22 protein-coding genes are annotated in these 23,592 nt (G+C 62.4%); 17 read left to right on the top strand and 5 right to left on the bottom strand.

Annotated elements, in window-relative coordinates; all coding sequences use genetic code 11:
* The first annotated feature begins 194 nt into the window (after positions 1-194).
* The 3 genes from ABTV87_RS15990 (at position 195) to ABTV87_RS16000 (ending at position 3,386) form a co-directional block, all read left to right on the top strand.
* Positions 195-1,058: a LysR family transcriptional regulator gene (locus tag ABTV87_RS15990; RefSeq protein ID WP_085603211.1), complete on the top strand. Its 864-nt coding sequence runs from the start codon at positions 195-197 to the stop codon at positions 1,056-1,058.
* Between the two features lie 109 nt (positions 1,059-1,167).
* Positions 1,168-2,313, top strand: coding sequence for a sterol desaturase family protein (locus ABTV87_RS15995; RefSeq protein WP_433897898.1), 1,146 nt, complete (start codon positions 1,168-1,170; stop codon positions 2,311-2,313).
* A gap of 56 nt (positions 2,314-2,369) precedes the next feature.
* Positions 2,370-3,386, top strand: coding sequence for an SMP-30/gluconolactonase/LRE family protein (locus ABTV87_RS16000; protein ID WP_433899864.1), 1,017 nt, complete (start codon positions 2,370-2,372; stop codon positions 3,384-3,386).
* Between the two features lie 15 nt (positions 3,387-3,401).
* Here ABTV87_RS16000 and ABTV87_RS16005 read toward each other — a convergent pair whose 3' ends face one another.
* Positions 3,402-3,572: a hypothetical protein gene (locus tag ABTV87_RS16005; RefSeq protein WP_007959467.1), complete on the bottom strand. Its 171-nt coding sequence runs from the start codon at positions 3,570-3,572 to the stop codon at positions 3,402-3,404.
* Between the two features lie 109 nt (positions 3,573-3,681).
* Entirely contained in the window at positions 3,682-3,924 is a 243-nt protein-coding gene (locus ABTV87_RS16010; RefSeq protein ID WP_007959466.1) for a YdcH family protein, read from the bottom strand.
* Between the two features lie 205 nt (positions 3,925-4,129).
* Here ABTV87_RS16010 and ABTV87_RS16015 point away from each other — a divergent pair, with 205 nt between their 5' ends.
* The 7 genes from ABTV87_RS16015 to ABTV87_RS16045 all read left to right on the top strand — a co-directional run bounded on the left by ABTV87_RS16015 (position 4,130) and on the right by ABTV87_RS16045 (position 10,307).
* Complete coding sequence (locus ABTV87_RS16015) at positions 4,130-4,651, top strand: DUF4142 domain-containing protein (RefSeq protein WP_127798346.1); 522 nt, start codon at positions 4,130-4,132, stop codon at positions 4,649-4,651.
* 229 nt (positions 4,652-4,880) lie between these two features.
* Entirely contained in the window at positions 4,881-5,732 is an 852-nt protein-coding gene (locus ABTV87_RS16020; RefSeq protein WP_085603203.1) for an STAS domain-containing protein, read from the top strand.
* A 3-nt stretch (positions 5,733-5,735) separates the two neighbouring features.
* Positions 5,736-6,098, top strand: a complete 363-nt coding sequence (locus ABTV87_RS16025; protein WP_007959463.1) for an STAS domain-containing protein — start codon at positions 5,736-5,738, stop codon at positions 6,096-6,098.
* Positions 6,095-6,499 (top strand): anti-sigma regulatory factor, encoded by a 405-nt coding sequence (locus tag ABTV87_RS16030; protein ID WP_221534876.1) that lies wholly within the window; start codon positions 6,095-6,097, stop codon positions 6,497-6,499. Before ABTV87_RS16025 ends, ABTV87_RS16030 begins: the two co-directional genes overlap by 4 nt.
* Entirely contained in the window at positions 6,496-7,506 is a 1,011-nt protein-coding gene (locus ABTV87_RS16035; protein ID WP_085605127.1) for an ATP-binding protein, read from the top strand. Before ABTV87_RS16030 ends, ABTV87_RS16035 begins: the two co-directional genes overlap by 4 nt.
* Positions 7,499-8,374 carry a sensor histidine kinase gene (locus tag ABTV87_RS16040; RefSeq protein WP_085603199.1) on the top strand — a complete coding sequence of 292 codons (876 nt, stop codon included), beginning with the start codon at positions 7,499-7,501 and terminating at the stop codon, positions 8,372-8,374. The genes ABTV87_RS16035 and ABTV87_RS16040 overlap by 8 nt, the downstream gene beginning before the upstream one ends.
* Positions 8,364-10,307, top strand: coding sequence for a response regulator (locus ABTV87_RS16045; RefSeq protein ID WP_433897899.1), 1,944 nt, complete (start codon positions 8,364-8,366; stop codon positions 10,305-10,307). Before ABTV87_RS16040 ends, ABTV87_RS16045 begins: the two co-directional genes overlap by 11 nt.
* Positions 10,308-10,427: 120 nt before the next feature.
* Here the strand turns inward: ABTV87_RS16045 and ABTV87_RS16050 are convergent, their stop codons facing one another.
* The 3 genes from ABTV87_RS16050 to ABTV87_RS16060 all read right to left on the bottom strand — a co-directional run bounded on the left by ABTV87_RS16050 (position 10,428) and on the right by ABTV87_RS16060 (position 16,023).
* Entirely contained in the window at positions 10,428-13,061 is a 2,634-nt protein-coding gene (locus ABTV87_RS16050; RefSeq protein ID WP_433897900.1) for an excinuclease ABC subunit A, read from the bottom strand.
* Between the two features lie 28 nt (positions 13,062-13,089).
* Positions 13,090-15,201: a hybrid sensor histidine kinase/response regulator gene (locus ABTV87_RS16055; RefSeq protein WP_285354485.1), complete on the bottom strand. Its 2,112-nt coding sequence runs from the start codon at positions 15,199-15,201 to the stop codon at positions 13,090-13,092.
* A gap of 132 nt (positions 15,202-15,333) precedes the next feature.
* Positions 15,334-16,023, bottom strand: coding sequence for a GntR family transcriptional regulator (locus ABTV87_RS16060; protein ID WP_085603191.1), 690 nt, complete (start codon positions 16,021-16,023; stop codon positions 15,334-15,336).
* Between the two features lie 140 nt (positions 16,024-16,163).
* Between ABTV87_RS16060 and ABTV87_RS16065 the strand changes: the two genes are divergently transcribed.
* The 7 genes from ABTV87_RS16065 (at position 16,164) to ABTV87_RS16095 (ending at position 23,527) form a co-directional block, all read left to right on the top strand.
* Positions 16,164-17,249: an ABC transporter ATP-binding protein gene (locus tag ABTV87_RS16065; protein WP_096819984.1), complete on the top strand. Its 1,086-nt coding sequence runs from the start codon at positions 16,164-16,166 to the stop codon at positions 17,247-17,249.
* Between the two features lies 1 nt (position 17,250).
* The gene (locus tag ABTV87_RS16070) at positions 17,251-18,168 is read left to right on the top strand and encodes an ABC transporter permease (RefSeq protein WP_007959454.1); all 918 of its coding nucleotides are present in this window, start codon (positions 17,251-17,253) and stop codon (positions 18,166-18,168) included.
* Positions 18,165-18,953, top strand: coding sequence for an ABC transporter permease (locus ABTV87_RS16075; RefSeq protein WP_007959453.1), 789 nt, complete (start codon positions 18,165-18,167; stop codon positions 18,951-18,953). Before ABTV87_RS16070 ends, ABTV87_RS16075 begins: the two co-directional genes overlap by 4 nt.
* Positions 18,954-18,971: 18 nt before the next feature.
* On the top strand, positions 18,972-20,024 hold the full coding sequence (locus ABTV87_RS16080; RefSeq protein WP_221534872.1) for an extracellular solute-binding protein: 1,053 nt from the start codon (positions 18,972-18,974) through the stop codon (positions 20,022-20,024).
* A gap of 151 nt (positions 20,025-20,175) precedes the next feature.
* Positions 20,176-21,372 (top strand): amidohydrolase family protein, encoded by a 1,197-nt coding sequence (locus tag ABTV87_RS16085; RefSeq protein WP_433897901.1) that lies wholly within the window; start codon positions 20,176-20,178, stop codon positions 21,370-21,372.
* Complete coding sequence (locus tag ABTV87_RS16090; protein WP_433897902.1) at positions 21,369-22,856, top strand: amidohydrolase family protein; 1,488 nt, start codon at positions 21,369-21,371, stop codon at positions 22,854-22,856. Before ABTV87_RS16085 ends, ABTV87_RS16090 begins: the two co-directional genes overlap by 4 nt.
* A gap of 11 nt (positions 22,857-22,867) precedes the next feature.
* Positions 22,868-23,527, top strand: coding sequence for a flavin reductase family protein (locus ABTV87_RS16095; protein ID WP_011334531.1), 660 nt, complete (start codon positions 22,868-22,870; stop codon positions 23,525-23,527).
* The last annotated feature ends 65 nt before the right edge of the window (positions 23,528-23,592 follow it).

Raw genomic sequence — 23,592 nt, forward strand, 5'->3', positions numbered from 1 at the left:
GAGAGGGGACTGACCGCAGTGTCTTACGTCATACATCGACCTGAAAGACCGAGTCGATTATGGATTCAGAACAAATCCTTCAGGTCGGCGTATTTCTTCAATATTCCCGAATCGGTCCCCTCTCCCCCCGGGAGAGGGCTAGGGTGAGGGCGCTTTTGCCTTACAATGCGCGCACCTAAACCACCGGCCCGCCCATGGACATCGACCTCGCCCGCACCTTTCTGGAAATCGTCCGCCACGGCAGCCTCGCCGCGGCGGCTGAAAAGCTGTTCGTCACGCAAACGGCAATCACCGCCCGCGTCCAGAAACTCGAAAGCCAGTTGGGCAGCACGCTGTTCGTGCGCAACCGTGCCGGTGCGCGGCTGACCGCCAATGGCGAGGCTTTCGTGGTCTACGCCAATCAGCTGGTGCAGACCTGGGAAGCGGCGCGCCGCGACCTGCCCTTGCCCGAGGGCTATCACAATGTGCTGCACATCGGCGGCGAGGTCAGTCTGTGCAACCCGCTGATGCTCAGTTGGGCCGCCGAGTTGCGGGAGAAAATCCCAGGTCATGCGTTGCGCATGGAGATCCGCGACGGCGAAAACCTGCTGCGTCAGCTCGAACTGGGCGTACTCGATGCGGCGCTGGTCTATCAACCGGAATACTGGCCGGGGCTGCAGGTCGAGCAGGTGCTCGAAGAGAAACTGATTCTGGTCACCACGCCCGGCCGCCCTTCCCCCTACGTGTACATCGACTGGGGACCGGACTTCCGTCGACAGCACGACGCGGCCCTGCCGGAAAAGGCCAAGGCTGCCCTGAGTTTCAACCTCGGCCCGCTGGCCCTGCAATACATCCTGGAGAACGGCGGCAGCGGCTATTTCCGGACCCGGGTGGTGCGCACTTATCTGGAAAGCGGCGCGCTGGAGCCGGTGACCAAAGCCCCGGAATTCGGCTATCCGACCTACCTCGTCTACTCTCGCGACCGCGACTCGGCGATCCTGCAACAGGCGTTCGATCTGCTGCGCGAAGTGATCAAGGCCGATGACGACTGGTCGCAGCGCTGGAACCCGTTGAGCTGACGGCCGCTATGCACCGGAGCATGGCACTTGTGACCTGAAGGTTGCCCCTGCACAAACGGCGGGATCGGCTACTCTGCCGGGATAACGACAATATCCGCAGGTGACCGCAGTGAGGCAGACCACCGAGGCATTTCGCAGCCGCTACCGCGCGGCGATCCATCCCCGCTACAACCCGTGGCTGCACGGCGCGTTCGTGCTGCTGTTCGGCGTGCTGGCCATCGGCGCGTTCTGGAGCAGCGTGCATCAGGTGCAGGCGCTGGAATGGCTGGCCGTGCCGCTGACCCTGCTGTTCTTCAATTTCGGCGTGTACATGGTGCACCGCCACCTCGGCCATCATAAAAAGAGCTTCGCGCGGATGTTTTACGCCCGGGATGCCGGCGATCATCACAGCTTCTTCACCCCCGGCCACATGACCTACGACGGCGCCCGCGACTGGCGGGTGATCCTGTTTCCCGCCTGGCTGATCGTGCTGCACACGCTGGCGATCACCCTGCCCTTGTGGTGGCTGTTCGCGCAGGTCAACAGCAACGTCGCCGGCTTGTTCGGCGGCTGCATGGTGTTCGGTTACCTGACCTATGAAGTGTTTCACGCCTGCGAGCATCTGCCGCCGCAGAACCCGCTGACCCGCCTGCCGTGGATCCGCCAGATGCGCCGTCTGCACGAGCTGCATCACCGTCGCGAGCGCATGCAGGAGCGTAATTTCAATATCGTTTTTCCGCTGATGGACTACCTGTTCGGCACCCTTTACTGGAAGCCGGAAACCGCCCCTCTGACCGATTCGAGAACGCCCATGACCCGCATGCAGCACACAGTCGACATCGTCGGTGATCCGATCGCCGTCCTCGCCTACGCCGCCACCGTCAGTCGCTGGCCGGAGTGGCATCCGTCATCGCTGAAGATCGACGGCCCGAGCGGTGCGTTGCATGCCGGTGCGCGATTCGACGAGGACATTCATGCCGGTGGGCGCGAGGGGCATTTGCGCTGGGAAGTCACCGAATACCTGCCCGGTCGGCGCTGGTGCGCGCGGGCCCAGGGTGATCAGGGTCTTTCGTTGCTGCTGACCTATGAATGCTCGGCGCAAAACGATGCCACGCGCTTCGTGCGCACCCTCGATTACCAGTTCGAGGGCATTGGCCTGCGCATTGCCAACCACCTGCTGCTCAAGCGGCGCATCGATCGCGAATCGGCGGCTTCGATGCTGGCCCTTCGTGACATGGCGACCCGGCACCTGGCACTCGCGGGAGCCCACGTGTGAGATGGCGTTATCTGGTGTTGCTGCTGATTATCGGGGTTCTGGCCTTTCTGCTGTTGATGCCGACCAAGGTCAAGCCCGTGGCCTGGACGCCGCAACCGGCGCCCTCGCTGACCGAAGGCCAATTCGCTGACAATCAGCGACTCAAGGGCGCGGCGCAAGTCGGCCCGAGCGACATCGAAGGCCCGGAAGCGCTGCTGCTGGAAAACGACTTCCTGATCACCGGGCTGCACGACGGACGCCTGCTGCGCACAAGCCTCGACGGTCAGCAACGCAAGGTGCTGGCGGATACTGGCGGCCGGCCGCTGGGGCTGGCGCGGCATCCCAACGGTTTGCTGGTGATCGCCGACGGGGTCAAGGGTTTGCTGTCGCTCGACGCGCAGGGTCGGCTGGTGGCGCTGACCACCGAAGCCAATGGCCTGCCGTTCGGGTTTACCGATGACGTGGCCATCGACAAATCCGGGCATTACGCCTACTTCAGCGATGCCTCGAGTCGCTGGGGCTACGGTCACGATGGCGAAGCGATCATTGAGCACGGCGGCGACGGACGCCTTCTGCGTTATGACTTCCAGACCGGCAAGACCGTCGTGCTGCTCGACAAACTGGAGTTCGCCAACGGCGTGACCCTCGGCCCGGAAGACGCCTATGTGCTGGTCAACGAAACTGGCGCCTATCGCATCAGCCGCTATTGGCTGACCGGGCCCAAGGCCGGCAACCATGACCTGTTCATCGACAATCTGCCGGGGCTGCCGGACAACCTCGCCTTCAATGGCCGGGATCGCTTCTGGGTGGCGTTGTACACGCCGCGCAATCCGCTGCTCGACCGCACCGCTGAATACCCGTTCGTGCGCAAGATGATCGTGCGGGCAATGACCGTGCTGCCCAAACCGGTGGAGAAGCGCGGGTTCGTGCTGGGGCTGGATCTGGACGGCAAAGTGATCGCCAATCTGCAGGATGCCAGCGCCGGCAATTACTCGCCGATCACCACGGTTCGCGAGTATGGCGAGTGGTTGTACTTCGGCTCGCTGAAGGCCACGCACATGGCGCGATTGCCTCTCGAGGCAGCCTTGAAGTGAGGCGATGGCAGCCGGTCAGTTACTGGACCGATCGAACTTGTCCGGATCCTCATCCTCCGGCACTTCCTCGCTCTTGCGTTCCTCTTCAGGATTACGGACGGTGTGCGCCGGACTGTTCGGCTCGGGATGCGTCGGAACCGGGTCGAATGCGCCCTGCTCTTCACTAGGAAATTTTGGATCTTTCATAAGGCACCTCGCTGAGAGTCGCTATGTGAAGACTCTGAACATTCGAGGTGCCGGTCGGGGCTGTCGTTCCAGTCGCTTCACCACCAAAGGCCGGTGGCGCGACTGACGGTCAGGTTCGGGCCTGCAACTGCTCGACGATCTTGTCTTTGACCTGCAGGCGTTTCTCTTTGAGTTTCTTCAGGGTGTCATCGCTGGGTGCATCCGAGGTCGCCGTCTCGGCCTTGACGACTTCGGCGTCCGCCTGGGAATACTTGTTGATCAGTGCATCCAGATGTGGATCCGCGGTGCGTCGTTGCTGGATCTCTTCCTTCGTAAGTTTCAAATCCTGTAACAAATCATGAGTCACCGGCATGGAACACCTCCGTCAGTTGATCGGCAGCCAACGCGACCGATTGCGCTGGCCAGGTATCAGAATGGCCTCGGTTGACCGGTTCTGTCGACCACCTGTCAGACCAGCGGTGCCCGTTCGTCGCCCTTTCGCGAATGCGATAAAACCTTTGTTCGGCCAATTCCCTCCATTGAATAACGCTCACAAAAACCTGCGTGGAGAAACACCAATGGACGGATTCAAACTGCGTCATCTTTTTCTGGCCGTTGCGTTGAGCACCGGCATGGGCTCGGCCTTTGCCGCCACCGACAATGACTTCGTCGACAACGCTGCGGCCGGCGGGATTGCCGAGATCGAGACCAGCCGCCTGGCGCTGGAGAAGAGCCAGTCGGCCGACATCAAGGCCTTTGCCAACATGATGATCACCGACCACGGCAAGGCCAACGATGAACTGGCTACCATCGCCAAGGCTCACGACATCGAGGTGCCGGACACCACGACCCTGGTCAAACAAGCCAAAGAAAAAATACTCGAAGTCCGCGATGAGTCCTTCGATGCGGCGTACGCCAACAATCAGGTCAAGGCCCACGAAGAAGCCATTGAACTGTTCAAGAAACAAGCCAATACCGTGACCGACGACAAGGTCAAAGGCGCCACTGAACTCAAAGCCTTTGCCCAGAAAATGTTGCCGGGGCTGGAAAAACACTTGGCTGCCGCCAAGGAATTGCAGGCCAAGCACCCGAGCAAGTAACCGCAACACACCTCAAGAGGCCGCCTCCATTGGACGCGGCCTCTTTGCATTGCACGCGAAAGATCAGCATTCCCGGCCACGCCGACTAGAGTTACCGGTGCGTTCCTTGCGGTAGATCAAAAATATCCTCGCGGGGACAAACAACTATTTCGAACGGCCAGGGTCATTCACTTCGCGCCGGTCATTTTCCGAAGAACCGGCCCCCAATTCGCAATGGAGCAACAGGCACATGGCAGCACTGCAGAACAGCACACTCGATGCGATGAAAAACAAACAGGCACAACTGCTGGGCGAATGGATCAACGGACTGCAAACCAGCGGTGCTACCCGCAACCTCAAAGAACACGACATACAGCAACAGACCGGCGAATTCCTGCAACTGGTGGTCAGTGGCCTGGAAAACGACAGCGGCACCAACATCACCGCGCAGGGCTGGGAAGGCATGCGCCAGTTCCTCGAAAAACTGTCTCAAAGTCGTGCCCAGCTCGGTCAGGATTCGCAACAGACCGCCAGCTTCATATTCTCGCTCAAGGGCCCGTTGTTCGCCCTGCTGCAAAACCATTATCAGGACCAGCCCGCCCTGCTCGCCGAACAGCTTTGGGAAATCTCCGAGCTGTTCGATGCCTTCGGTCTGTACACCATCCGTACCTTCCAGAAATCCCGTGAAGCGGTGATCAAGCGCCAGCAGGAAGAACTGCTGGAACTGTCCACCCCGGTGGTCAAGCTGTGGGACGGCGTGCTCGCGCTGCCGATGATCGGCACCCTCGATTCGCAACGCACCCAGGTCGTGATGGAGTCGCTGCTGCAACGCATCGTCGACACCGGTTCGGAAATCGCCATCATCGACATCACCGGCGTGCCGACCGTCGACACCCTGGTGGCCCAGCACCTGCTGAAAACCGTGACCGCGATCCGCCTGATGGGCGCCGACTGCATCATCAGCGGCGTGCGTCCGCAGATCGCCCAGACCATCGTCCACCTGGGCCTCGACCTGCAAGGCGTGGTGACCAAAGCCAATCTGGCTGATGCGTTGAAACTGGCGCTGACCCGCCTGGGCATCACCCTCGCCAAGACGGTTTAACCAATGGAACGTATCCCGATTCTTCAGATGGGCGACTTCCTGCTGGTGACCATTCAGGTCGACATGCATGACCAACTCGCCCTCACCCTCCAGGACGATCTGTCCGAGCGCATCAGCAAAACCTCGGCGCGCGGCGTGTTGATCGACATCTCGGCGCTGGACATGGTCGATTCGTTCATCGGCCGGATGATCGGCACCATTTCCGGCCTGTCGAAAATCATGGACGCCGAAACCATGCTGGTCGGCATGCAACCGGCGGTGGCGATCACGCTGGTCGAGCTCGGCCTGAACCTGCCGGGCGTCAGCACCGCGCTGAACGTCGAGCGCGGCATGAAACTGCTGCAGGAACGAGTACGCCAGCAATGACCGTGCGCAGCAGCGGTACCCAACCGATCAACATCGAGCAGGACGTGGTGCTGGCCCGGCAACAGGCGCGAAAGCTGGCCACCGAATGCGGCATGCGCCTGATCGACCTGACCAAACTGGTGACCGCCGTCAGCGAGCTGGCGCGCAACACCATGGTCTACGGTGGTGGCGGCGACATGGACTGGCAGATCCTCGATGACAACCACAAGGTCGGCCTGCGCCTGACCTTTCGCGATGAGGGCCCGGGTATTCCCGACCTCAAACTGGCGATGACCGACGGCTGGACCTCTGGCAGCGGTCTGGGCCTGGGCCTGACCGGGGCCAAGCGGCTGGTGGACGAGTTCGAACTGGACACAGAGCCCGGCAAAGGCACTCGCATAACGATCACCCGATGGACATGAACATCAGCGGGACATTGACCCAAGTGTTGGTGATCGAGGACAGCAGCCAGATCGGCCATGCCCGGCGCACAGCGCAGCGGCTGGCCGAACAGCACGGTTTCGGTGACAGCGACGCCGGCCGCGTGGCGCTGGTAGCCACTGAACTGGCGAGCAATGTGCTCAAGCATGCCGGGCACGGGGAATTGCACCTGCGCCTGGTGCCCCGTCAGGGTGACGACGGCATCGAGATGATTGCAGTCGACCGTGCCCAGGGGTTTGATCTGGACGCGTGTCTGGCGGACGGTTTCTCCACCGGCGGCACCCAAGGCATTGGTCTGGGTGCGGTCGCACGACAGGCCGATGTATTCGATGTGTTTGCCGATCATCGCGGCGCGGTGCTGCTGGCGCGTCTGTACCCGCGCAGCGACCGCCAGGCGGATCTGCCGTATGGTGTCAGCCAGCACTCGCTGCACAACGATCCCGCCTGCGGCGACGTCTGGCATCTGGCGATTCACGGCAGTGACATCAGCGCCCTGATCGTCGACGGCCTGGGCCATGGCGAAGACGCCGAGCGTGCGGCCCGTGCCGGGGAAAAGGCCTTTGCCCTGAGCCCGTTCGGCGCGCCAACGGTCCTGATGGAAGACATGCACCGCGAAATGATCGGGACACGTGGCGGCGCAGTGGCATTCGCGCAGTTTCACGCCGACCGCGCCAGCCTGACGTTCGCCGGGATCGGCAACATCGGTGCAAGCCTGATCGCCTCCGACAAATCCCGCGGACTGGCCTCGCACCCGGGGATCGTCGGCGGCCAATACCGAAAAGCCCAGCCCTTTGACTATGCTCACGTGAACGGACATCTATTGATCATGTACAGCGACGGCTTGCAGTCCCGTTGGAACCTTCAAGACTACCCCGGTCTGGTGCATCGCCATCCCGCCGTGATAGCCACCGTCCTGCACCGCGATTTCTGTCGCGGGCGCGACGATGTAACGGTGCTGGTCGTTGCCCTGGAGGCCGCCCATGGCTGAGTCCCCGACCTTGAACAGCGCTGAACAATCAGCGCTGATCGCTCAGTTGCAGAGCGAAACCGCCGCGCTGCGCGAAGAGCTCGACGAGACCAATCAGGGCGTGCTCGCCCTGTACGCCGAACTCGACACCCAAGCCGAACAACTGCGCCAGGCCTCCGACCTGAAAAGCCGCTTCCTGTCGTACATGAGCCACGAGTTCCGTACACCGCTGGGTTCGATCCTGAGCATCAACAGCCTGCTGGCCGACGAACTCGACGGCCCGCTCAGCCCCGAACAACACAAGCAGGTCGCGTTCGTCAGCAGCGCCGCCCGTGAACTCAGCGACATGGTCGACGACCTGCTCGATCTGGCGAAGATCGAGGCCGGGCGCATCAGCATTTCCCCGGCGTGGTTCGACATGTTCGATCTGTTCGCCGCACTGCGCGGGATGTTCCGGCCGATTGTCGACGCCACGGCCGTAGACCTGATTTTCGAAGAGCCGGTGGGCCTGCCACGTCTCTTCACCGACGACAAGAAGCTGGCGCAGATCCTGCGCAACTTCATTTCCAACTCGCTGAAATTCACCACCCGTGGCGAAGTCCGGGTCTCGGCGCGCCTTGAGGGTCAGGACAAGGTGCGATTTGCGGTCAGCGACACCGGCATCGGTATCGCCCCGGAGCTGCACGGCACCCTGTTCGAAGACTTTTCACAGGTCGACTCACCACTGCAAAAACGCCTGCGCGGCACCGGGCTCGGCCTGTCGCTGTGCAAGCGTTTCGCCGAATTGCTCGGTGGCGAGGTCGGTGTCGAAAGTACGCCGGGTGTGGGTTCAAGCTTTTTCGTGATCATTCCGCTGGCGATTGCCCAGGAGAACGTCGATGAAACATGACATCCGTCTGTTGATCGTCGATGACAACGTCGCCACCCGCTACGCCTTGCGCCGACGCCTGGAGCGACACGGTTACGAAGTGCTCGAGGCCGGCACCGGCGGCGACGGCCTGGCCCTGATCGCCAGCGAACCGCTCGATGCGCTGATTCTCGACGTCAACCTGCCGGACATGAGCGGATTCGACATCGTGCGTAAACTGCGCACCGACCCGGGCACTGCGTTGCTCCCGGTGATCCACGTGTCGGCGGCGTCGATCCAGACCGGCGACATCATCACCGGCCTCGATGCCGGTGCCGATGCGTATCTGATTCACCCGGTCGATCCCGATGTGCTGCTGGCAACGTTGCGCACCTTGCTGCGAGTCCGCGACACGGAGAACGCGTTGCGCGAAAGTGAGGCGCGTTTTCGCGAGATCTTCGTCAACATTTCCGCGCCCATCGCGGTGCTCGACGCCGACCTGAAAGTCCACGAGTGCAACCACGCCTTCTCGCAACTGATCCAGGACAACCGCGACCCGCAGACCCTCAGTGAATGCTTCGCCGAGGATCAGAGCGCGATCCTTGACGAGCTACGCTTGCGACTGGTGGACGGCGAACGCTGGAAAGGCACACTGAACATGCGTGTGCAGGGCGAGATCCGCGAAACCCAGTGGCAGATATCACCGTACCGCACGCCAGAGCTGAGCCTGGTGTTCGTCGAAGACGTCACCGAACACCGCCATCGTGAACGCTCGCACCTTGCGCGACTGGACGACACCACCACACAACTGGCCAAGGAAGTCGCTGACCGGGTGCGTGCCGAATCGCAGCTGCTGCAAGTGCAGAAAATGGATGCGCTGGGCAAACTCACCGGCGGCATCGCCCATGACTTCAACAACCTGCTGACCGGGATCATCACCAGCCTTGAGCTGATCCAGAAACGCGTCGCCGATGCCCGCCCGGACAAGGTTCAGTTCTACGCCGAAGCCGCCCTGAACTCGGCGATGAGCGCAGCCTCGCTCACCCATCGCCTGTTGGCTTTTGCCCGCCAGCAACCGCTCGACACCCGCCCGGTGGACATCAACGAACACGTGCGTTCGCTCGAAGAACTGTTGGTGCGCACCATCGGCGAACGCATCGCCCTCAAGCTTGAACTGACCACTAAACCTGCGATTGCGCTGGTCGACCCGATTCAACTGGAAAGCGCGGTGCTCAACCTCGTGATCAACGCCCGGGACGCGTTGCCCAAGGGCGGCAATATCTGGGTCAGCACCTATGCTGCGTACTCCCACGGCGATCCGAACCTCACCGATGGTTCCTACGTGGCGCTGTCGGTGCGCGATGACGGCACCGGCATCGAGCACAGCGTGATCGGCAAGGTGTTCGAGCCTTTCTTCACCACCAAGCCGCTGGGCCAAGGCACCGGGCTGGGGCTGTCGACGATCTACGGTTTCGCCCGCCAGTCCGGTGGCGATGCGCACATCCGCAGCGTGGCGCGACGCGGTACTGAGGTAACGATCATGCTGCCGGCGACCACCGACCCAACCGCTGCCGATCTGGTTCCTCCCGTGGTCGACCCGCAGGGTTCCGGTGAGCATGTGCTGATCGTCGAAGACATGCCGTCGGTGCGGCTGTTCGTCACCGAAGTGCTGGAGGACGCCGGTTACCGCTGCACCCAGGCTGGCGATATCGAAACGGCGCTGGAACGCTTGCAGAACGATCCGTCGATCAACCTGCTGCTGACCGACGTCGGTCTGCCGCGCATGAACGGTCGCGAACTGGCGGACGTTGCCCGGGGCTGGCGTGAGGGGTTGCCGATCCTGTTCATGACCGGTTACGCGGAAACCGCGATCAACCGCCAGGTGTTCCTCGGTGCGGGCATGGAGATGCTGGTCAAGCCGTTCCAGATCCGTGAGTTGCTGGACAAGGTACGCCGAACGCTCGACGGCGCCTGATACTCCGCCATCGCGGGCAAGCCCGCTCCCACAGTTTTTTGTGCCGTACACAAATTCGTGAACACATCAGACTCTGTGGGAGCGGGCTTGCCCGCGATGAGGCCGGCCCTGGCGACGTAGTTATCGGCTCAAGGCGCGGGCAAGAAACGGCGCAGTCCGGCTCTTCTTGCTCGCCGCCACTTTATGCGGCGTTCCGGCCACGACGATCTTGCCGCCCTGATCCCCCGCACCCGGGCCGATGTCGATCACCCAGTCGCTCTGCGCCACCACGCGCATTTCATGCTCGACCACAATCACCGTGTGCCCCGCCGTCACCAGCGTATCCAGTTGTTCCAGCAAGCGGTCGACATCTCGCGGGTGCAAACCGGTGGTCGGTTCATCCAGCACATACAACGTCGCACCGCGCTGGTTGCGTTGCAGTTCGGTGGCCAGTTTGATGCGCTGGGCTTCGCCGCCGGACAACTCGGTCGCCGGTTGCCCCAGGCGCAGGTAACCAAGTCCGATGTCGCGCAGCACCTCCAGCGAACGGCGGATCGCCGGCTGCTCGGCAAACACCGTCACCGCCTCGTCCACCGTCAGTTGCAGCACCTGCGCGATGCTCAAGCCCTGCCAGAGGATGGCCAACGTCTCGGGGTTGTAACGCGCGCCGTGGCAGGTCGGGCACGGCGCATACACGCTGGGCATGAACAGCAATTCGACACTGACAAACCCCTCGCCTTCGCAGGTCGGGCACCGACCCTTGGCGACGTTGAAGGAAAACTGCCCGGCGTCGTAACCCGCGGCTTTCGCCTCGCTGGTTGCGGCGAACAACTTGCGCACGTTGTCGAACAGCCCGGTGTAGGTCGCCAGATTCGAACGCGGGGTGCGACCGATGGGTTTCTGATCGACCTGCACCAGACGCTTGATCGACTCGAGCCCAGCGCTGACCTGGCCGGTGCTGGCGGTCGGGGTATCGTCTTCCAGATTGAGTTCTTCCGGCTCGGCGTCACTGACGCTGCGCCCGAGCTGCGCGCCGACCAGTTCCAGCAGCGCCTGGCTGACCAGACTGGATTTGCCCGAACCGGAAACACCGGTGACCGAGGTGAAACAGCCCAGGGGAAATTCGGCGCTGAGGTTATTCAGGTTGTTGCGAGTGACGCCGTCGAGCTTCAACCAGCCGGAAGGTTTGCGCGCGGCGCGGGTTGGCCGTTGCTGTTCGGCGAACAGATAGGCGCGGGTCTGCGAGTCCTCGATCGCGGCCAGCCCCGGCGGCGGGCCGCTGTAGAGAATCTGCCCGCCCTTTTCACCGGCCGCCGGGCCGACGTCGATCAGCCAGTCGGCGCGGCGCATGGTGTCCAGATCGTGCTCGACCACAAACACGCTGTTGCCGTCGGCCTTCAGACGCTGCAACGCTTCGAACAGGGCCTCGCCGTCGGCCGGGTGCAGGCCGGCGGAAGGTTCGTCGAGCACGTAGATCACACCGAACAATTGCGAGCCCAGTTGGGTGGCCAGCCGCAGTCGCTGCAACTCGCCGGACGACAGGGTCGGCGTGCTGCGCTCCAGCGCCAGATATCCGAGCCCGAGATCGGTCAGGGTGCTGACCCGGTCCAGCAAGTCCTCGGCAATGCGCTGCGCGGCCAGGCGTTTTTCCAGCGACAGGTTCGGCGTATGGCGCACGTCCGGCGCGTTGGCGTGGCCGCTGGCGCCATGGGCCACGCGCTGCTGGCGGGCTTCGCGGGTCTGGCTGTGGGACAGGGTTTCGCCGGCTTCATCGGCGTGTTCCAGCCAGCTCGGGTCCGCCACCGGTTTCAAGACTTCGGCGACTTGCAGCAACGGCATGCGCGACAACTCGCCGATGTCATGCCCGGCAAACGTTACCGACAACGCCTCGCGCTTGAGGCGCTTGCCATCGCACAACGGGCACAGGCTGCCGAGCATGAATTGCGACACGCGCTTCTTCATCAGCGCACTTTGCGAATGGGTGAAGGTGTGCAGGATGTAGCGCCGGGCGCCGGTGAAGGTGCCTTGATAACTCGGCTCCATGTTGCGCTTGAGGGCGACGCGGGTCTCTTCCGGCGTCAGCCCGGCGTACACCGGAACGGTCGGTGTTTCCTCGGTGAAGAGGATCCAGTCGCGCTGTTTTTTCGGCAGCTTGCGCCATGGAATATCGACATCAATGCCCATGGTCACGAGGATGTCGCGCAGGTTCTGCCCCTGCCAGGCCAGCGGCCAGGAGGCCACGGCGCGCTGGCGGATGGTCAGATTCGGATCGGGCACCATCAGCGCTTCGGTGACTTCGTACACCCGGCCCAGTCCATGGCACTGCGGGCAGGCGCCTTGCGGCGTATTCGGTGAGAAGTCCTCGGCGTAGAGCATCGGCTGCCCCGGCGGATAGCTGCCGGCGCGCGAGTACAGCATGCGGATCAGGCTCGATAGCGTGGTGACGCTGCCCACCGACGAGCGCGTGCTCGGCGTGCCGCGCTGTTGCTGCAGGGCCACGGCCGGTGGCAGGCCTTCGATGGAATCGACGTCCGGCACGCCGACCTGATCGATCAGCCGCCGCGCATAGGGCGCCACCGATTCGAAATAGCGCCGCTGGGCTTCGGCATACAACGTTGAAAACGCCAGCGACGACTTGCCCGACCCCGACACCCCGGTGAACACCACCAGCGCATCACGGGGGATATCGACGTCAACGTTCTTCAGGTTGTGTTCACGAGCACCGCGCACGCGAACCATGCCGGCGGCAGAACTGGAATTGCGTCTGGAAGTCATCGGCCAGCCTTGGTCAGGGGATTGGAGCTCAGGTGCTGAGCACGGAACGGATCATCTGCAGCAGTGCTTCGGGGCCATAGGGCTTGCCGAGCAAATGGGTGTCGGGGCTTAGCTGGTGGTTGCGCGAGATGATGTCGCGGGTGTGGCCCGAGGTGAACAGCACGGCCACCGGCGGCATTTGCACCTTGGCCCACGCCGCCAGATCGGAGCTCTTGATAAGACCGGGCATGACCACGTCGGTGAAGATCAGGTCGACCCGAGCGCCTTCCATCAACATCTGCATGGCTGCGTCACCATTACCGGCGGTCAGCACGCGATAACCTTCCTCGCGCAGTAGTTCAACTGCCGAGGTGCGCACCGCTTCGTTGTCCTCGACCACCAGGATTGTCTCGTGGCCGCCCGTGAGGGGGGTCTCCACGCTTGGCGCCGCTTGACCCACCGCTCGCAGGCTGCGCGGAAAGTACAACTGCACGCGCGTGCCCTGGCCCACCTGGCTGTCGATCTCGACATGCCCGCCGCTCTGTTTGACGAAGCCGAACACCATGCTCAAGCCGAGGCCCGTGCCCTGGCCGTCGGCCTTGGTGGTGAAGAACGGTTCGAACACCTGCTCGAGCATGTGCGGGGCGATGCCGACGCCGCTGTCACTGACCGAAACCCGGACGAAATCCCCCGGCACGATCCCCTTGCCCGAACAGAACGCCCGATCCAGTGAAAGGTTGGAGGCGCCGAGCACAATCGTGCCCTCGCCTTTCATGGCGTCCCGGGCATTGATCGCCAGATTGAGAATGGCGTTTTCCAGTTGATTGCGATCAACGTTGATGTGCCACGGTTCGTCCGGCAGTTGCACGTCGATCTGAATGGTTTCGCCCAGCGCCCGTTGCAGCAACTCACCGACGCCTTCGAAGATCTGCCGGGGATTGCACACCGCCGGCGACAGCGGCTGGCGACGGGCAAACGCCAGCAGTTGCGAGGACAGCTTGGCGCCCCGCTCCACCGCCGCCAGCGAGGCGCTGACCCGGCGCTGGACGTTGGCATTGTCCGGTTCATGCCGCGCCAGCAGATGCAGGTTGCCGGCGATCACTTGCAGCAGGTTGTTGAAGTCATGGGCCACGCCGCCCGTAAGGCCGCCGATGGCCTCGAGCTTCTGCGACTGACGCAATTGCTCTTCCGCGGCGAGGCGCGCCTCGACTTCATCCGCTACCCGCTGTTCGAGGTTGCGGGTGAACTTGAGCAGCGATTCTTCGGCGATCTTGCGCTCGTGAATATCGATCAGCACACCGGGGAAACGGAACGGCCGGCCCTGCTCGTCGAATTCGCAAGCGCCGCTGGCGAGCACCCACAGACAACTGCCATCGGCACGCACCACCCGGTACTCGGCGTTGTAGGGCTCGCCGGTACGCACCGAATTCTCCACGCACTCCTGTACCCAATTACGGTCGTCCGGATGAATGTGCGTCTCGGCGATATGCTGAGGCAGGTTGCTCAGGTCTTGATCAGGCGGGTAGGAAAATGTCCGGGCAAAACGCTCGTCGGCCGACAGCACGTTGTTTCTGACGTCCCAGACAAACGAGCCGAGCAGTGCCCCCGCATTGAGTGCCAGGCGCACCCGCTCGTTGTCGGCGCGATAGGCATCTTCAGCGGCCTGGCGCAGACGCTCGGACAGCACCAGTTCAGTGGTTTCCACCACCATCGCCATCACGCCGGAAGGCACGCCGGCATCGTTGGCCACCGGGCTGTAATACAAATCGAGCCAGACATCCTCCGGCACGCCGTCGCGCAGCAACACCAAGACCTTGTTGCGATATTCCAGGGTGCCGCCGGCCAGACAGGTGTCGACCACATGCCGGTTGAAATCGGCGACCTCCGGCCAGCCCAGTTCCACCGGTGATCCGAGCAGGTACGGATGCCGGCCGCCGGCGAATCGCGAATAGGCGTCGTTGTAGATCATGTAACCGGCATGGCCCCAGAGCATGACCATCGGCAGCGGCGAGGCCAGCATCAGCTGGACCGTGCTGCACAGGCTGGCCGGCCAGGTTTCGAGGGGGCCCAGATCAGTCCTGCTCCAGTCAAACGCACGAATGCGCCCGGCCATCTCGCCTTGCCAGCCGTCACACCCATGGCTATCGGATAAAAACTGCATCAGCTGCTTCAACGCCTTGTTGTGGGTCCGGTTCTATCGCCGCGCGTTCAAACGCCACGCCCGTCTGTTTCGAGCGTGTCGGGCAGCGATGGTTTCATTAGAGGTATAGCCGATTTCACCTGCACTCGACGCTCACACTCCGATCAGGTGTTTGAGCGGATGGTAGCCGGTCTTCATTTTCGCAGCGACGTCGAGGATGGCCTTCTGGATGCCGTCCAGGTGCATGCAGGTCAGCTCGATCGCGGCGCTCTGATTGCCGGCCTCGATGTACTCGATCAGCCGCAGGTGCTCGTCGTCGCGACAGGCCTCGTGGCTGTCGTCATCCAGCGCGGCGGCGTACAGCGAGGCGCGGGAAATCAGCTTCTGGAACCAGTCGAGCAACACCGGGTTGTTGAGGCTGCGGGCCAGTTTGATGTGGAACTCGCCGAGCAGGTGAATCAGCCGCTCGTGATCGCCCGCTTCATGGGCTTCGTCTTCCAGCAGCAAGTGATCGCGCAAGTCCTGCATCACCGCAGAGTCCTTGCGCCGACACAGTTCGGTGACGATGCCGATCTCGATCAGGCGCCGGGTTTCGAACAGCGAACGGATCTCTTCATCGCTGGGCAGCGACACCGATGCACCTTTATTGGGCTCGGTGGTGACCAGTCCGTCGGCCTCCAGTTGCTTGAGCGCGGCACGAACCGACGTGCGGCTGACATTGAACAATTCCGCCAGCGACGCCTCGCCCAGCTTCATCCCCGGACGCAGCGAACGCTTGCTGATCGCCTCGTAAACCCCTTGGTAGACGCGGTCGACCGTGGTTTCCGTTTTCTTCTCGGTCATTCAAAAACTCCTTCAATGCTGGCAACGCTACCCGACGAACGACTCAGTCAGGGAAATGGGGGGTTGCGCAAGCAGATTAATCCGGGTATTTCTAAATTGCATTCAGATATTGCATACAATAATTAGAGGATTGCACCATTATGGGTCAACCAATAGCCATTGAAGTGCGTAACGTATCCAAGCGGTATTCTGATGATCCTGGCCTGGCGCCAGCCCTCGACAACGTGTCGGTGAACATCGCCGACAACGAATTCTTCACCCTCCTCGGCCCCTCGGGCTGCGGCAAGACCACCCTGCTGCGCACCATCGCCGGTTTCGAACACGTCAGCGACGGCGAAATTCGTCTGGCGGGCGAAACGGTCAATCACCTGCCGCCTTTCAAGCGTCGGGTCAACACGGTGTTCCAGAGTTACGCGCTGTTTCCGCACATGAGTGTCGCGCAGAATATCGCCTTCGGCCTCGAGATGCAGGGTCTTGATCGCAAGACGATTCCGGGACGGGTCGACGAAATGCTCGCGCTGGTGCAGATGGAGCACCTGGCCGGGCGCAAACCGGCGGAACTGTCCGGCGGCCAACAACAGCGCGTCGCTCTGGCCCGGGCCCTGGCGCCGAAGCCGAAAGTGCTGTTGCTCGACGAGCCGCTGTCGGCGCTGGACCTGAAGCTGCGCAAGGAAATGCAGGTCGAACTCAAGCGCGTGCAGCAGGAAGCCGGCATCACCTTCATCTTCGTCACCCACGATCAGGAAGAAGCGCTGACCCTGTCCGACCGGATCGCGGTGATGTCCGCCGGCAAGATCCTGCAGATCGGCACCCCAACCGACATCTACGAACGGCCGCAGCACCGCTTCGTCGCCCAGTTCATCGGCGACATCAATTTCCTTCCCGGTCAGCTCAAGCGTGGCGAGCACAACGAAAACATCTTCGTGCCGAACGGCATGCCGGTGGAAATCCCCTGCCCGCCGCAAGGCGTCAATGGCAGCAGCGTGCAACTGGCATTTCGGCCCGAGCGCTCGCAACTGGTCACAGCGGATCAGCCGCATCACCTGCGCGGGGTGATCGAAGCGGTGCTGTATGTCGGCACCGCGACGCTGTACCAGTGCCGCTTGAACAACGACATCAAAGTCATGCTGCGGGAAAACAACGAAGGCCTGAACCGTGGTCGGGCAGTCGGCGAACGCGTGGCGGTGCATCTGCCGCCCCAGGCCTGCCTGTTGATGGAGGCCTGAGATGAGCGTCAGCAGCACTTCCCCCTCCCTCAACCGCGCGCTGTTGCTCAGCCCGGTGGTGTTGACCCTGCTCGCCCTGATCGCCATTCCGCTGGGCATCATGGGCTACATCAGCCTGCTGCCGCGCAACACCTACGGCGGCGTCGACTGGCAGGCCCAATGGCAACTGCAGAGTTACGTGCAGCTGTTTTTCCAGGAAGGTTTCGACGGTGAACTGGAACTGAACTGGGTCTACGCCCAGGCGCTGTTGCGTTCGGTGTTCCAGGCCGGCGGCACCACGGTGCTGTGCTTTCTGTTCGGATTTCCGGTGGCGCTGTGGATGTCGAGCCTGACCCCGCGTCGGCGCAACCTGATGGTGTTGCTCATCACCATTCCGTTCTGGACCAACCTGCTGATCCGCAACTACGCGTGGCTGATCATCCTGCGCGAACAGGGCTGGGTCGCTCAAAGCCTCAACGCGCTGTTCCCGAGTGCCGGCGGCATCACCCTGCTCTACAACGACTTCGCGGTCAGCGTCGGTCTGGTCTACAGCTTCCTGCCGTTCATGATCCTGCCGATCTATTCGACCCTGGAAAAACTCGACTGGCGTCTGGTGGAAGCCGCCTACGACCTGGGCGCGAACCGCTGGCACGCACTGCGGCGGATCATCCTGCCGTTGTCGATGCCCGGTGTGATTGCCGGCGCGTTGCTGGTGTTCGTGCCGAGCCTCGGCGCCTTTATCACCCCGGCGATCCTCGGCGGCGGCAAGACCCTGATGATCGGCAACCTGATCCAGCAACAGTTCGGCACCGCGCGCAACTGGCCGCTGGGCAGTTCGCTGTCGTTCCTGTTGCTGGGGATTCTGCTGTTGTCGCTGGTGCTCTACGCCCTCTACAGCCGCAGCGCGGCGAAAACCCTGAACCGGGGAGCGAAAGCATGATCTCTCTGCACCTGAAAAAACTCCCGGCGACCCGGGAAATCAGCCTGCTGATCCTTGCCTACCTGTACGTGCCTATCCTGGTGTTGATCGCCTACAGCTTCAACGCCAACCGCTCGGCGACGGTATGGACCGAGTTTTCGTTCGCCTGGTACGGACGGATCCTGGCCAACCCGTCGATCCAGACGGCGGCGCTGAACTCGATCATCGTCGCGACCATCGCCACGGTCTGCGCCACGACGATTGCACTGCTGGCGGCGCTGGCGACTTACCGGCCGTTCTACGGGCAGAAAATGGTCGAAGGCGGGATCAACCTGCCGCTGATCCTGCCGGAGATCGTCACCGCCGTGGCTACCCTGCTGCTGTTCATGGCGCTGGGGATCAAGCTCGGGCTGATGACGGTGATCGTCGCGCACATCGGCTTCTGCATTCCGTTCGCCTACCTGCCGATCCGCGCACGGCTCAATGATCTGGACAAGAGCCTGCTGGAAGCCGCCAACGATCTGTACGCCAACCCGTGGCAAGTGTTCCGCCGCGTGACCTTGCCGTTGCTGTGGCCGGCGGTGTTGTCCGGCTCGGTGCTGGCGTTCGTGGTCAGCCTCGACGATTTCATCATGACCTTCTTCGTCGCCGGGCCCGGTTCGACCACGTTGCCGGTGTACATCTTCTCGGCGATCAAGGCCGGTGTGACGCCCGAGATCAACGCGATTTCGACCCTGATGCTGGTGATTTCCATCGTGCTCGTGGTGCTGGCCTTCTGGCTTGGCCAACGCGGCAAACAACAATAAACCTGGAGCGCTCTGTTCATGAAAACCAAAAGCATGCGTTTGGCAATTTCCGGTCTGGCCCTGAGTTGTTTCACCGCGTTCAGCGCCCATGCCGCCGAGCCCAAGCAATTGTTCTTCTACAACTGGACCGATTACTACCCGGTGGACCTGCTGGCCAAGTTCGAAAAGGAAACCGGGATCAAGGTCACCATGGACGGCTACGACAGCAACGAAACCCTGCTCGCCAAGTTGCAGGCCGGCGGCGCGGCGTATGACGTGATCGTGCCGTCGCAGTCGATCATGCAGACGCTGATCAAGCAGGACCTGCTGCTGGAAATCGACGCCCCGACCCTGAACAACTTCCAGTACGTCAAAGGCCCGTTCCGCGACCCAAGCTTCGACCCCGGCCGCAAGTTCTCGGCGCCATATCTGTGGGGCACCACCGGGTTTTCCTATGACAGCGCCCGGGTACCGGGGGGCAAGCTCGACGATTCGTGGAAAGAGTTCTTCGAACCTCGCAAGGAGCTGCAAGGCCAGCTCGCCGCCCTCGACACTTCCAGCAGCGTGATTAACGCCGCCAGCCATTACCTGAACGTCGACGAATGCACGGAAAACCCGCAGGACGCCAAGCGCATCCTCGAACTGCTGCAAAAACAGAAGCCGTTTTTGAAGATGTACAGCTCGGACAACACCGTCGACCGCATGGCCTCGGGCGAAGTGATCATGATGCAGAACTGGAATGGCTCGACAGCCCGCGCCACGTTGCAGAAGAGCACCATCAAATACGTGTACCCGAAAGAAGGCCTGGCAATGTTCCAGGACAACTTCGCCGTACCGAAAAGCGCGCCGCATCCGGGCAACGCGAAGATCTTCATCGACTGGATGATGAAGCCCGAGAACGCGGCGGCCGTGTCCAACGCGATTGCCTATGCCAACGGGATTCAGAGCGATCAGTTGCTGGATGCGAAATGGAAGGTCATGGACGCGATCAACATGCCCGAGGAATACGCCTCGCGACTGCGGCCGGAGAAGGAATGCAGCAACAAGGCGCGGGAGCTGCAGGATCGGATCTGGTCGAAGCTTAAGGGTTAAAGAACCTAATCCGAAACCGAGTCGCAGCCTTCGCGAGCAAGCTCGCTCCCACATTGGATCTGTGATCGACACCCGTCCCCTGTGGGAGCGAGCTTGCTCGCGAAGAGGCCGGCCCAGGCAACAAAAAATTAAAGACTTGTATGAGGTTTGTATGTCCCACCCCCGCTGGCTCAGAAACATCCGCCCCTACGGCGCCCCCGCCGAAGACCTGCTGATCGAAAACGGCAAGTTCACCCAACGCCGCCCGGCCTCGAACACCCCGCTGGCCGCCACCGACATCGACGGCCAGAACCAGCTCCTGACCGCCCCGCTGGTGGAAAGCCACGTCCACCTCGACAAAACCCTGTACGGCCAACCCTGGCGCCCGAACAGCGCCGGCCCGACGCTCAAGGACTACATCAGCAACGAGCGCCGCGTATTGCGCGAAGTGAAAGCGCCGATCGCCGAACGCGCCGGCGCCCTGCTGGAAAACTGCATCGCTCGGGGTTCGCTGACCATGCGTTGCCACGTCGACATCGACCCGGAATTCGGCCTGCGCCATGTCGATGCCATGCAACAACTGCGCGAAACCTACAACGACCTGATCGACCTGCAACTGGTGGTGTTCCCGCAAACCGGCCTGATCAGCCGCCCCGGCACCGCCGAACTGATGCGCGAAGCCATGGCGCTGGGCGTGGAGAATGTCGGCGGGCTCGACCCGTGCGGCATCGATAACGACCCGATCGCGCAGCTGGATTTCGTGTTCAAACTGGCAAGCGAATTCCAGCGCGGCGTCGATATTCACCTGCACGACAAAGGTGAACTGGGCCTGTGGCAGATCGCCCGGATCGCCGATTACACCGAGCGGTTCAACCTGCAGAACCGGGTGATGATCAGCCATGCCTATTGCCTCGGCATGTTGCCGTGGAGCCAGGTCAAACCGGTCGCCGAACGCCTCGCCGCGCTGGGCATTTCGTTGATGAGTTCGGCGCCGGCCGATTGCGCGGTTCCACCGTTTCTGGCGCTGCGTGAGACCGGCGTCAACGTGTGCCTCGGCTCCGACGGCATTCGTGATGCGTGGTCGCCGATGGGTAACGGCGACATGCTGGAACGGGCGATGCTGCTGGCGTTCCGTTTCGACCTGGGTAAGGACGATGAACTGGCGGCGGCATTCGAAGCGGCGACGGTCAATGGTGCGCGCGCATTGGGTGTTGAAGAGTATGGTTTTGGAATCGGCCGGCCGGCAGACTTTCTGTTGATGCCGGTGGAAACGCTTGGAGAAGCGGTGGTCGCGCGGCCGGTGCGTCAGGTGTATCGCGGCGGCGAACTGATCGCCAGCGGCGGTCGTCTGCTGGGCAGTCGTCTGTGAAACGGATCGGCCTGAAGGCCGGTTGCGTGGTCGGTTTCGACGGCACGCGGCATGTGCTGTGGCGTGACGGCGAAGTGGTGTTTGCTGGCTCGCGCATCGAGTTTGTCGGGCGCGGTTACCCAGGGCCGGTGGATCAGTGGATCGACTACGGCAATGCGCTGATCGGCCCCGGTTTCATCGACCTGGATGCCCTCGGCGATCTCGACTCCACCGTGCTGACCCTGGACAACGGCGACGAACGCAGCATGGGTCGCATGTGGTCGGCGGAATATCTGGCGACCGGCCCGCGTGAGTCATTCAGCCCCGAAGAAGAAGTCTTCAAATACCGCTACGCCTTCACCCAGTTGATCCGCAACGGCATCACCACGGCGATGCCGATCACTTCGATGTATTACCGCGAATGGGCGGAGACCTACGACGAGTTCGCCACCGTCGCCGACGTGGCCGGCGAATTGGGGCTGCGCACCTATCTCGGCCCCTGCTACATGAGCGGCATGAGTTACTGGCGCGCCGACGGCACCCTCGCCCATCACTGGGATGAGGCTCGGGGCCTGGCGGGACTGGATGCGGCTGAACGGTTTTTCAAGGATTTCGATGGCGCGCACAACGGGTTGATTCGTGGTGCGCTGCTGCCGGATCGTATTCAGACCTGCACCCCGGCGCTGCTTCAGCGCACGTCCGCATTGAGTCGCGAACTGAACGCGCCGATGCGCCTGCATTGCTGTCAGGCGCTGGGTGAAGTGGCGATGGTCGAACAGTTGCGCGGCACCTCGCCGCTGGGCTGGTTGCAGCGGATGAATTTGCTCACTCCGCGCAGCCTGTTGCCCCACGGCATCTACACCTCGGGCGATGACGATCTGCAGCGGGTCATCGACGGCGGCGCGAGTCTGGTGCACTGCCCGCTGGTGTTCGCCCGAGACGGCGAGGCGCTGAATTCGTTTGGCCGCTATCGCGCCAAAGGCATCAACTTCGCCCTCGGCACCGACACCTGGCCGGCGGACTTGCTGGCCAACATGCGCCACGGTTTGAACATCGCCCGGTTGATGGAGGGCGGCTCGGCGCTGACCAGCAGCCTCGATCTGTATAACGCCGCGACCCTCGGCGGCGCCAAGGCGTTGGGCAGTGACGACCTCGGTCGCCTGGCCCCCGGCGCCAAGGCTGATATCACCGTGTTCAGCCTGCGCGGCCTGCACCTGGGGCCGCTGTTCGATCCACTGAAAAATCTGCTGCTGGCCGGGCGCGGCGACGACTGCATCGCCAGTTTCATCGACGGTCGCTGCGTGATGCACGACGGTCAGGTCAACGGCGTCGACTACCCCACTCTGCAACGCCAGGCCCAACGCCAATACGAAAAACTGATGCGCAGCCACAGCGACCGGGCCTTTGGCCGACCGGACTGGAAAACCCTGTTCCAGCCGGCCATTCCGTTCGCCGACGACTACAGCGCCGAAGCACCGTTGAGCGCCATCGATCCACTTCTTTAGAGAACACTGCCATGCACAGCTTCGATTTCAGCCAACTGAGCCCACGGGAAAAATACAAGATTCTGATCGGCAGCGTGGTGCCGCGCCCGATTGCACTGGTCACCACCATCGATGCCGAAGGCCGGGTCAATGCCGCGCCGTTCAGCTTCTTCAATGCGCTGTCGGCGGATCCGCCCATTCTCGCGCTCGGCGTCGAGAACTACGGCGACCAGAGCCCGAAGGACACCACGCGCAATATCCAGATGAATCAGGAATTCACCGTCAACATTGTCAGCGATGCATTGGTGGAAGCCATGAACGTCTGCGCCGTGCCGTTCGCGCCGGGCTTCGATGAGTTGACCGCGGCGGGCCTGACGGCGATTCCCGGCACCTCGGTCAAATGCCCGCGAATCGGCGAAGCACCGGTGGCACTGGAGTGTCGGCGGATGATGGCGCTGAACATCGGCCAATCGCGGGAGATCATTTTTGGCGAGGTGTTGATGGCGCATGTGCGCGACGAGTTGATCGACCCGAAAACCCTGTACATCGATCAATTGGGGCTGGATGCGATCGGGCGCATGGGGGGGCATGGTTATGCGCGGACCCGGGATTATTTCGACCTGCCGACCCGCTCGTTGCAAGCGTGGACGGAAGCGCCGGGGGGTGGCGAGCGGTTCTGGCCACAGCGCTGAAAGCTATTGCTTGCTTGATCGTTCCCACGCTCTGCGTGGGAATGCCGCCATGGACGCTCCGCGTC

The organism is Pseudomonas sp. PSE1(2024) (genome assembly GCF_050990555.1).
GTDB classification, from domain to species: Bacteria; Pseudomonadota; Gammaproteobacteria; order Pseudomonadales; family Pseudomonadaceae; genus Aquipseudomonas; species Aquipseudomonas aphyarum.

Coding starts and splice junctions, on each gene's coding strand:
- ABTV87_RS15990 (WP_085603211.1), top strand. CDS start 195: ATGGACATCGACCTCGCCCGCACCTTTCTGGAAATCGTCCGCCACGGC.
- ABTV87_RS16000 (WP_433899864.1), top strand. CDS start 2,370: ATGCCGACCAAGGTCAAGCCCGTGGCCTGGACGCCGCAACCGGCGCCC.
- ABTV87_RS16005 (WP_007959467.1), bottom strand. CDS start 3,572: ATGAAAGATCCAAAATTTCCTAGTGAAGAGCAGGGCGCATTCGACCCG.
- ABTV87_RS16010 (WP_007959466.1), bottom strand. CDS start 3,924: ATGCCGGTGACTCATGATTTGTTACAGGATTTGAAACTTACGAAGGAA.
- ABTV87_RS16015 (WP_127798346.1), top strand. CDS start 4,130: ATGGACGGATTCAAACTGCGTCATCTTTTTCTGGCCGTTGCGTTGAGC.
- ABTV87_RS16020 (WP_085603203.1), top strand. CDS start 4,881: ATGGCAGCACTGCAGAACAGCACACTCGATGCGATGAAAAACAAACAG.
- ABTV87_RS16025 (WP_007959463.1), top strand. CDS start 5,736: ATGGAACGTATCCCGATTCTTCAGATGGGCGACTTCCTGCTGGTGACC.
- ABTV87_RS16030 (WP_221534876.1), top strand. CDS start 6,095: ATGACCGTGCGCAGCAGCGGTACCCAACCGATCAACATCGAGCAGGAC.
- ABTV87_RS16035 (WP_085605127.1), top strand. CDS start 6,496: ATGAACATCAGCGGGACATTGACCCAAGTGTTGGTGATCGAGGACAGC.
- ABTV87_RS16040 (WP_085603199.1), top strand. CDS start 7,499: ATGGCTGAGTCCCCGACCTTGAACAGCGCTGAACAATCAGCGCTGATC.
- ABTV87_RS16045 (WP_433897899.1), top strand. CDS start 8,364: ATGAAACATGACATCCGTCTGTTGATCGTCGATGACAACGTCGCCACC.
- ABTV87_RS16050 (WP_433897900.1), bottom strand. CDS start 13,061: ATGACTTCCAGACGCAATTCCAGTTCTGCCGCCGGCATGGTTCGCGTG.
- ABTV87_RS16055 (WP_285354485.1), bottom strand. CDS start 15,201: ATGCAGTTTTTATCCGATAGCCATGGGTGTGACGGCTGGCAAGGCGAG.
- ABTV87_RS16060 (WP_085603191.1), bottom strand. CDS start 16,023: ATGACCGAGAAGAAAACGGAAACCACGGTCGACCGCGTCTACCAAGGG.
- ABTV87_RS16065 (WP_096819984.1), top strand. CDS start 16,164: ATGGGTCAACCAATAGCCATTGAAGTGCGTAACGTATCCAAGCGGTAT.
- ABTV87_RS16070 (WP_007959454.1), top strand. CDS start 17,251: ATGAGCGTCAGCAGCACTTCCCCCTCCCTCAACCGCGCGCTGTTGCTC.
- ABTV87_RS16075 (WP_007959453.1), top strand. CDS start 18,165: ATGATCTCTCTGCACCTGAAAAAACTCCCGGCGACCCGGGAAATCAGC.
- ABTV87_RS16080 (WP_221534872.1), top strand. CDS start 18,972: ATGAAAACCAAAAGCATGCGTTTGGCAATTTCCGGTCTGGCCCTGAGT.
- ABTV87_RS16085 (WP_433897901.1), top strand. CDS start 20,176: ATGTCCCACCCCCGCTGGCTCAGAAACATCCGCCCCTACGGCGCCCCC.
- ABTV87_RS16095 (WP_011334531.1), top strand. CDS start 22,868: ATGCACAGCTTCGATTTCAGCCAACTGAGCCCACGGGAAAAATACAAG.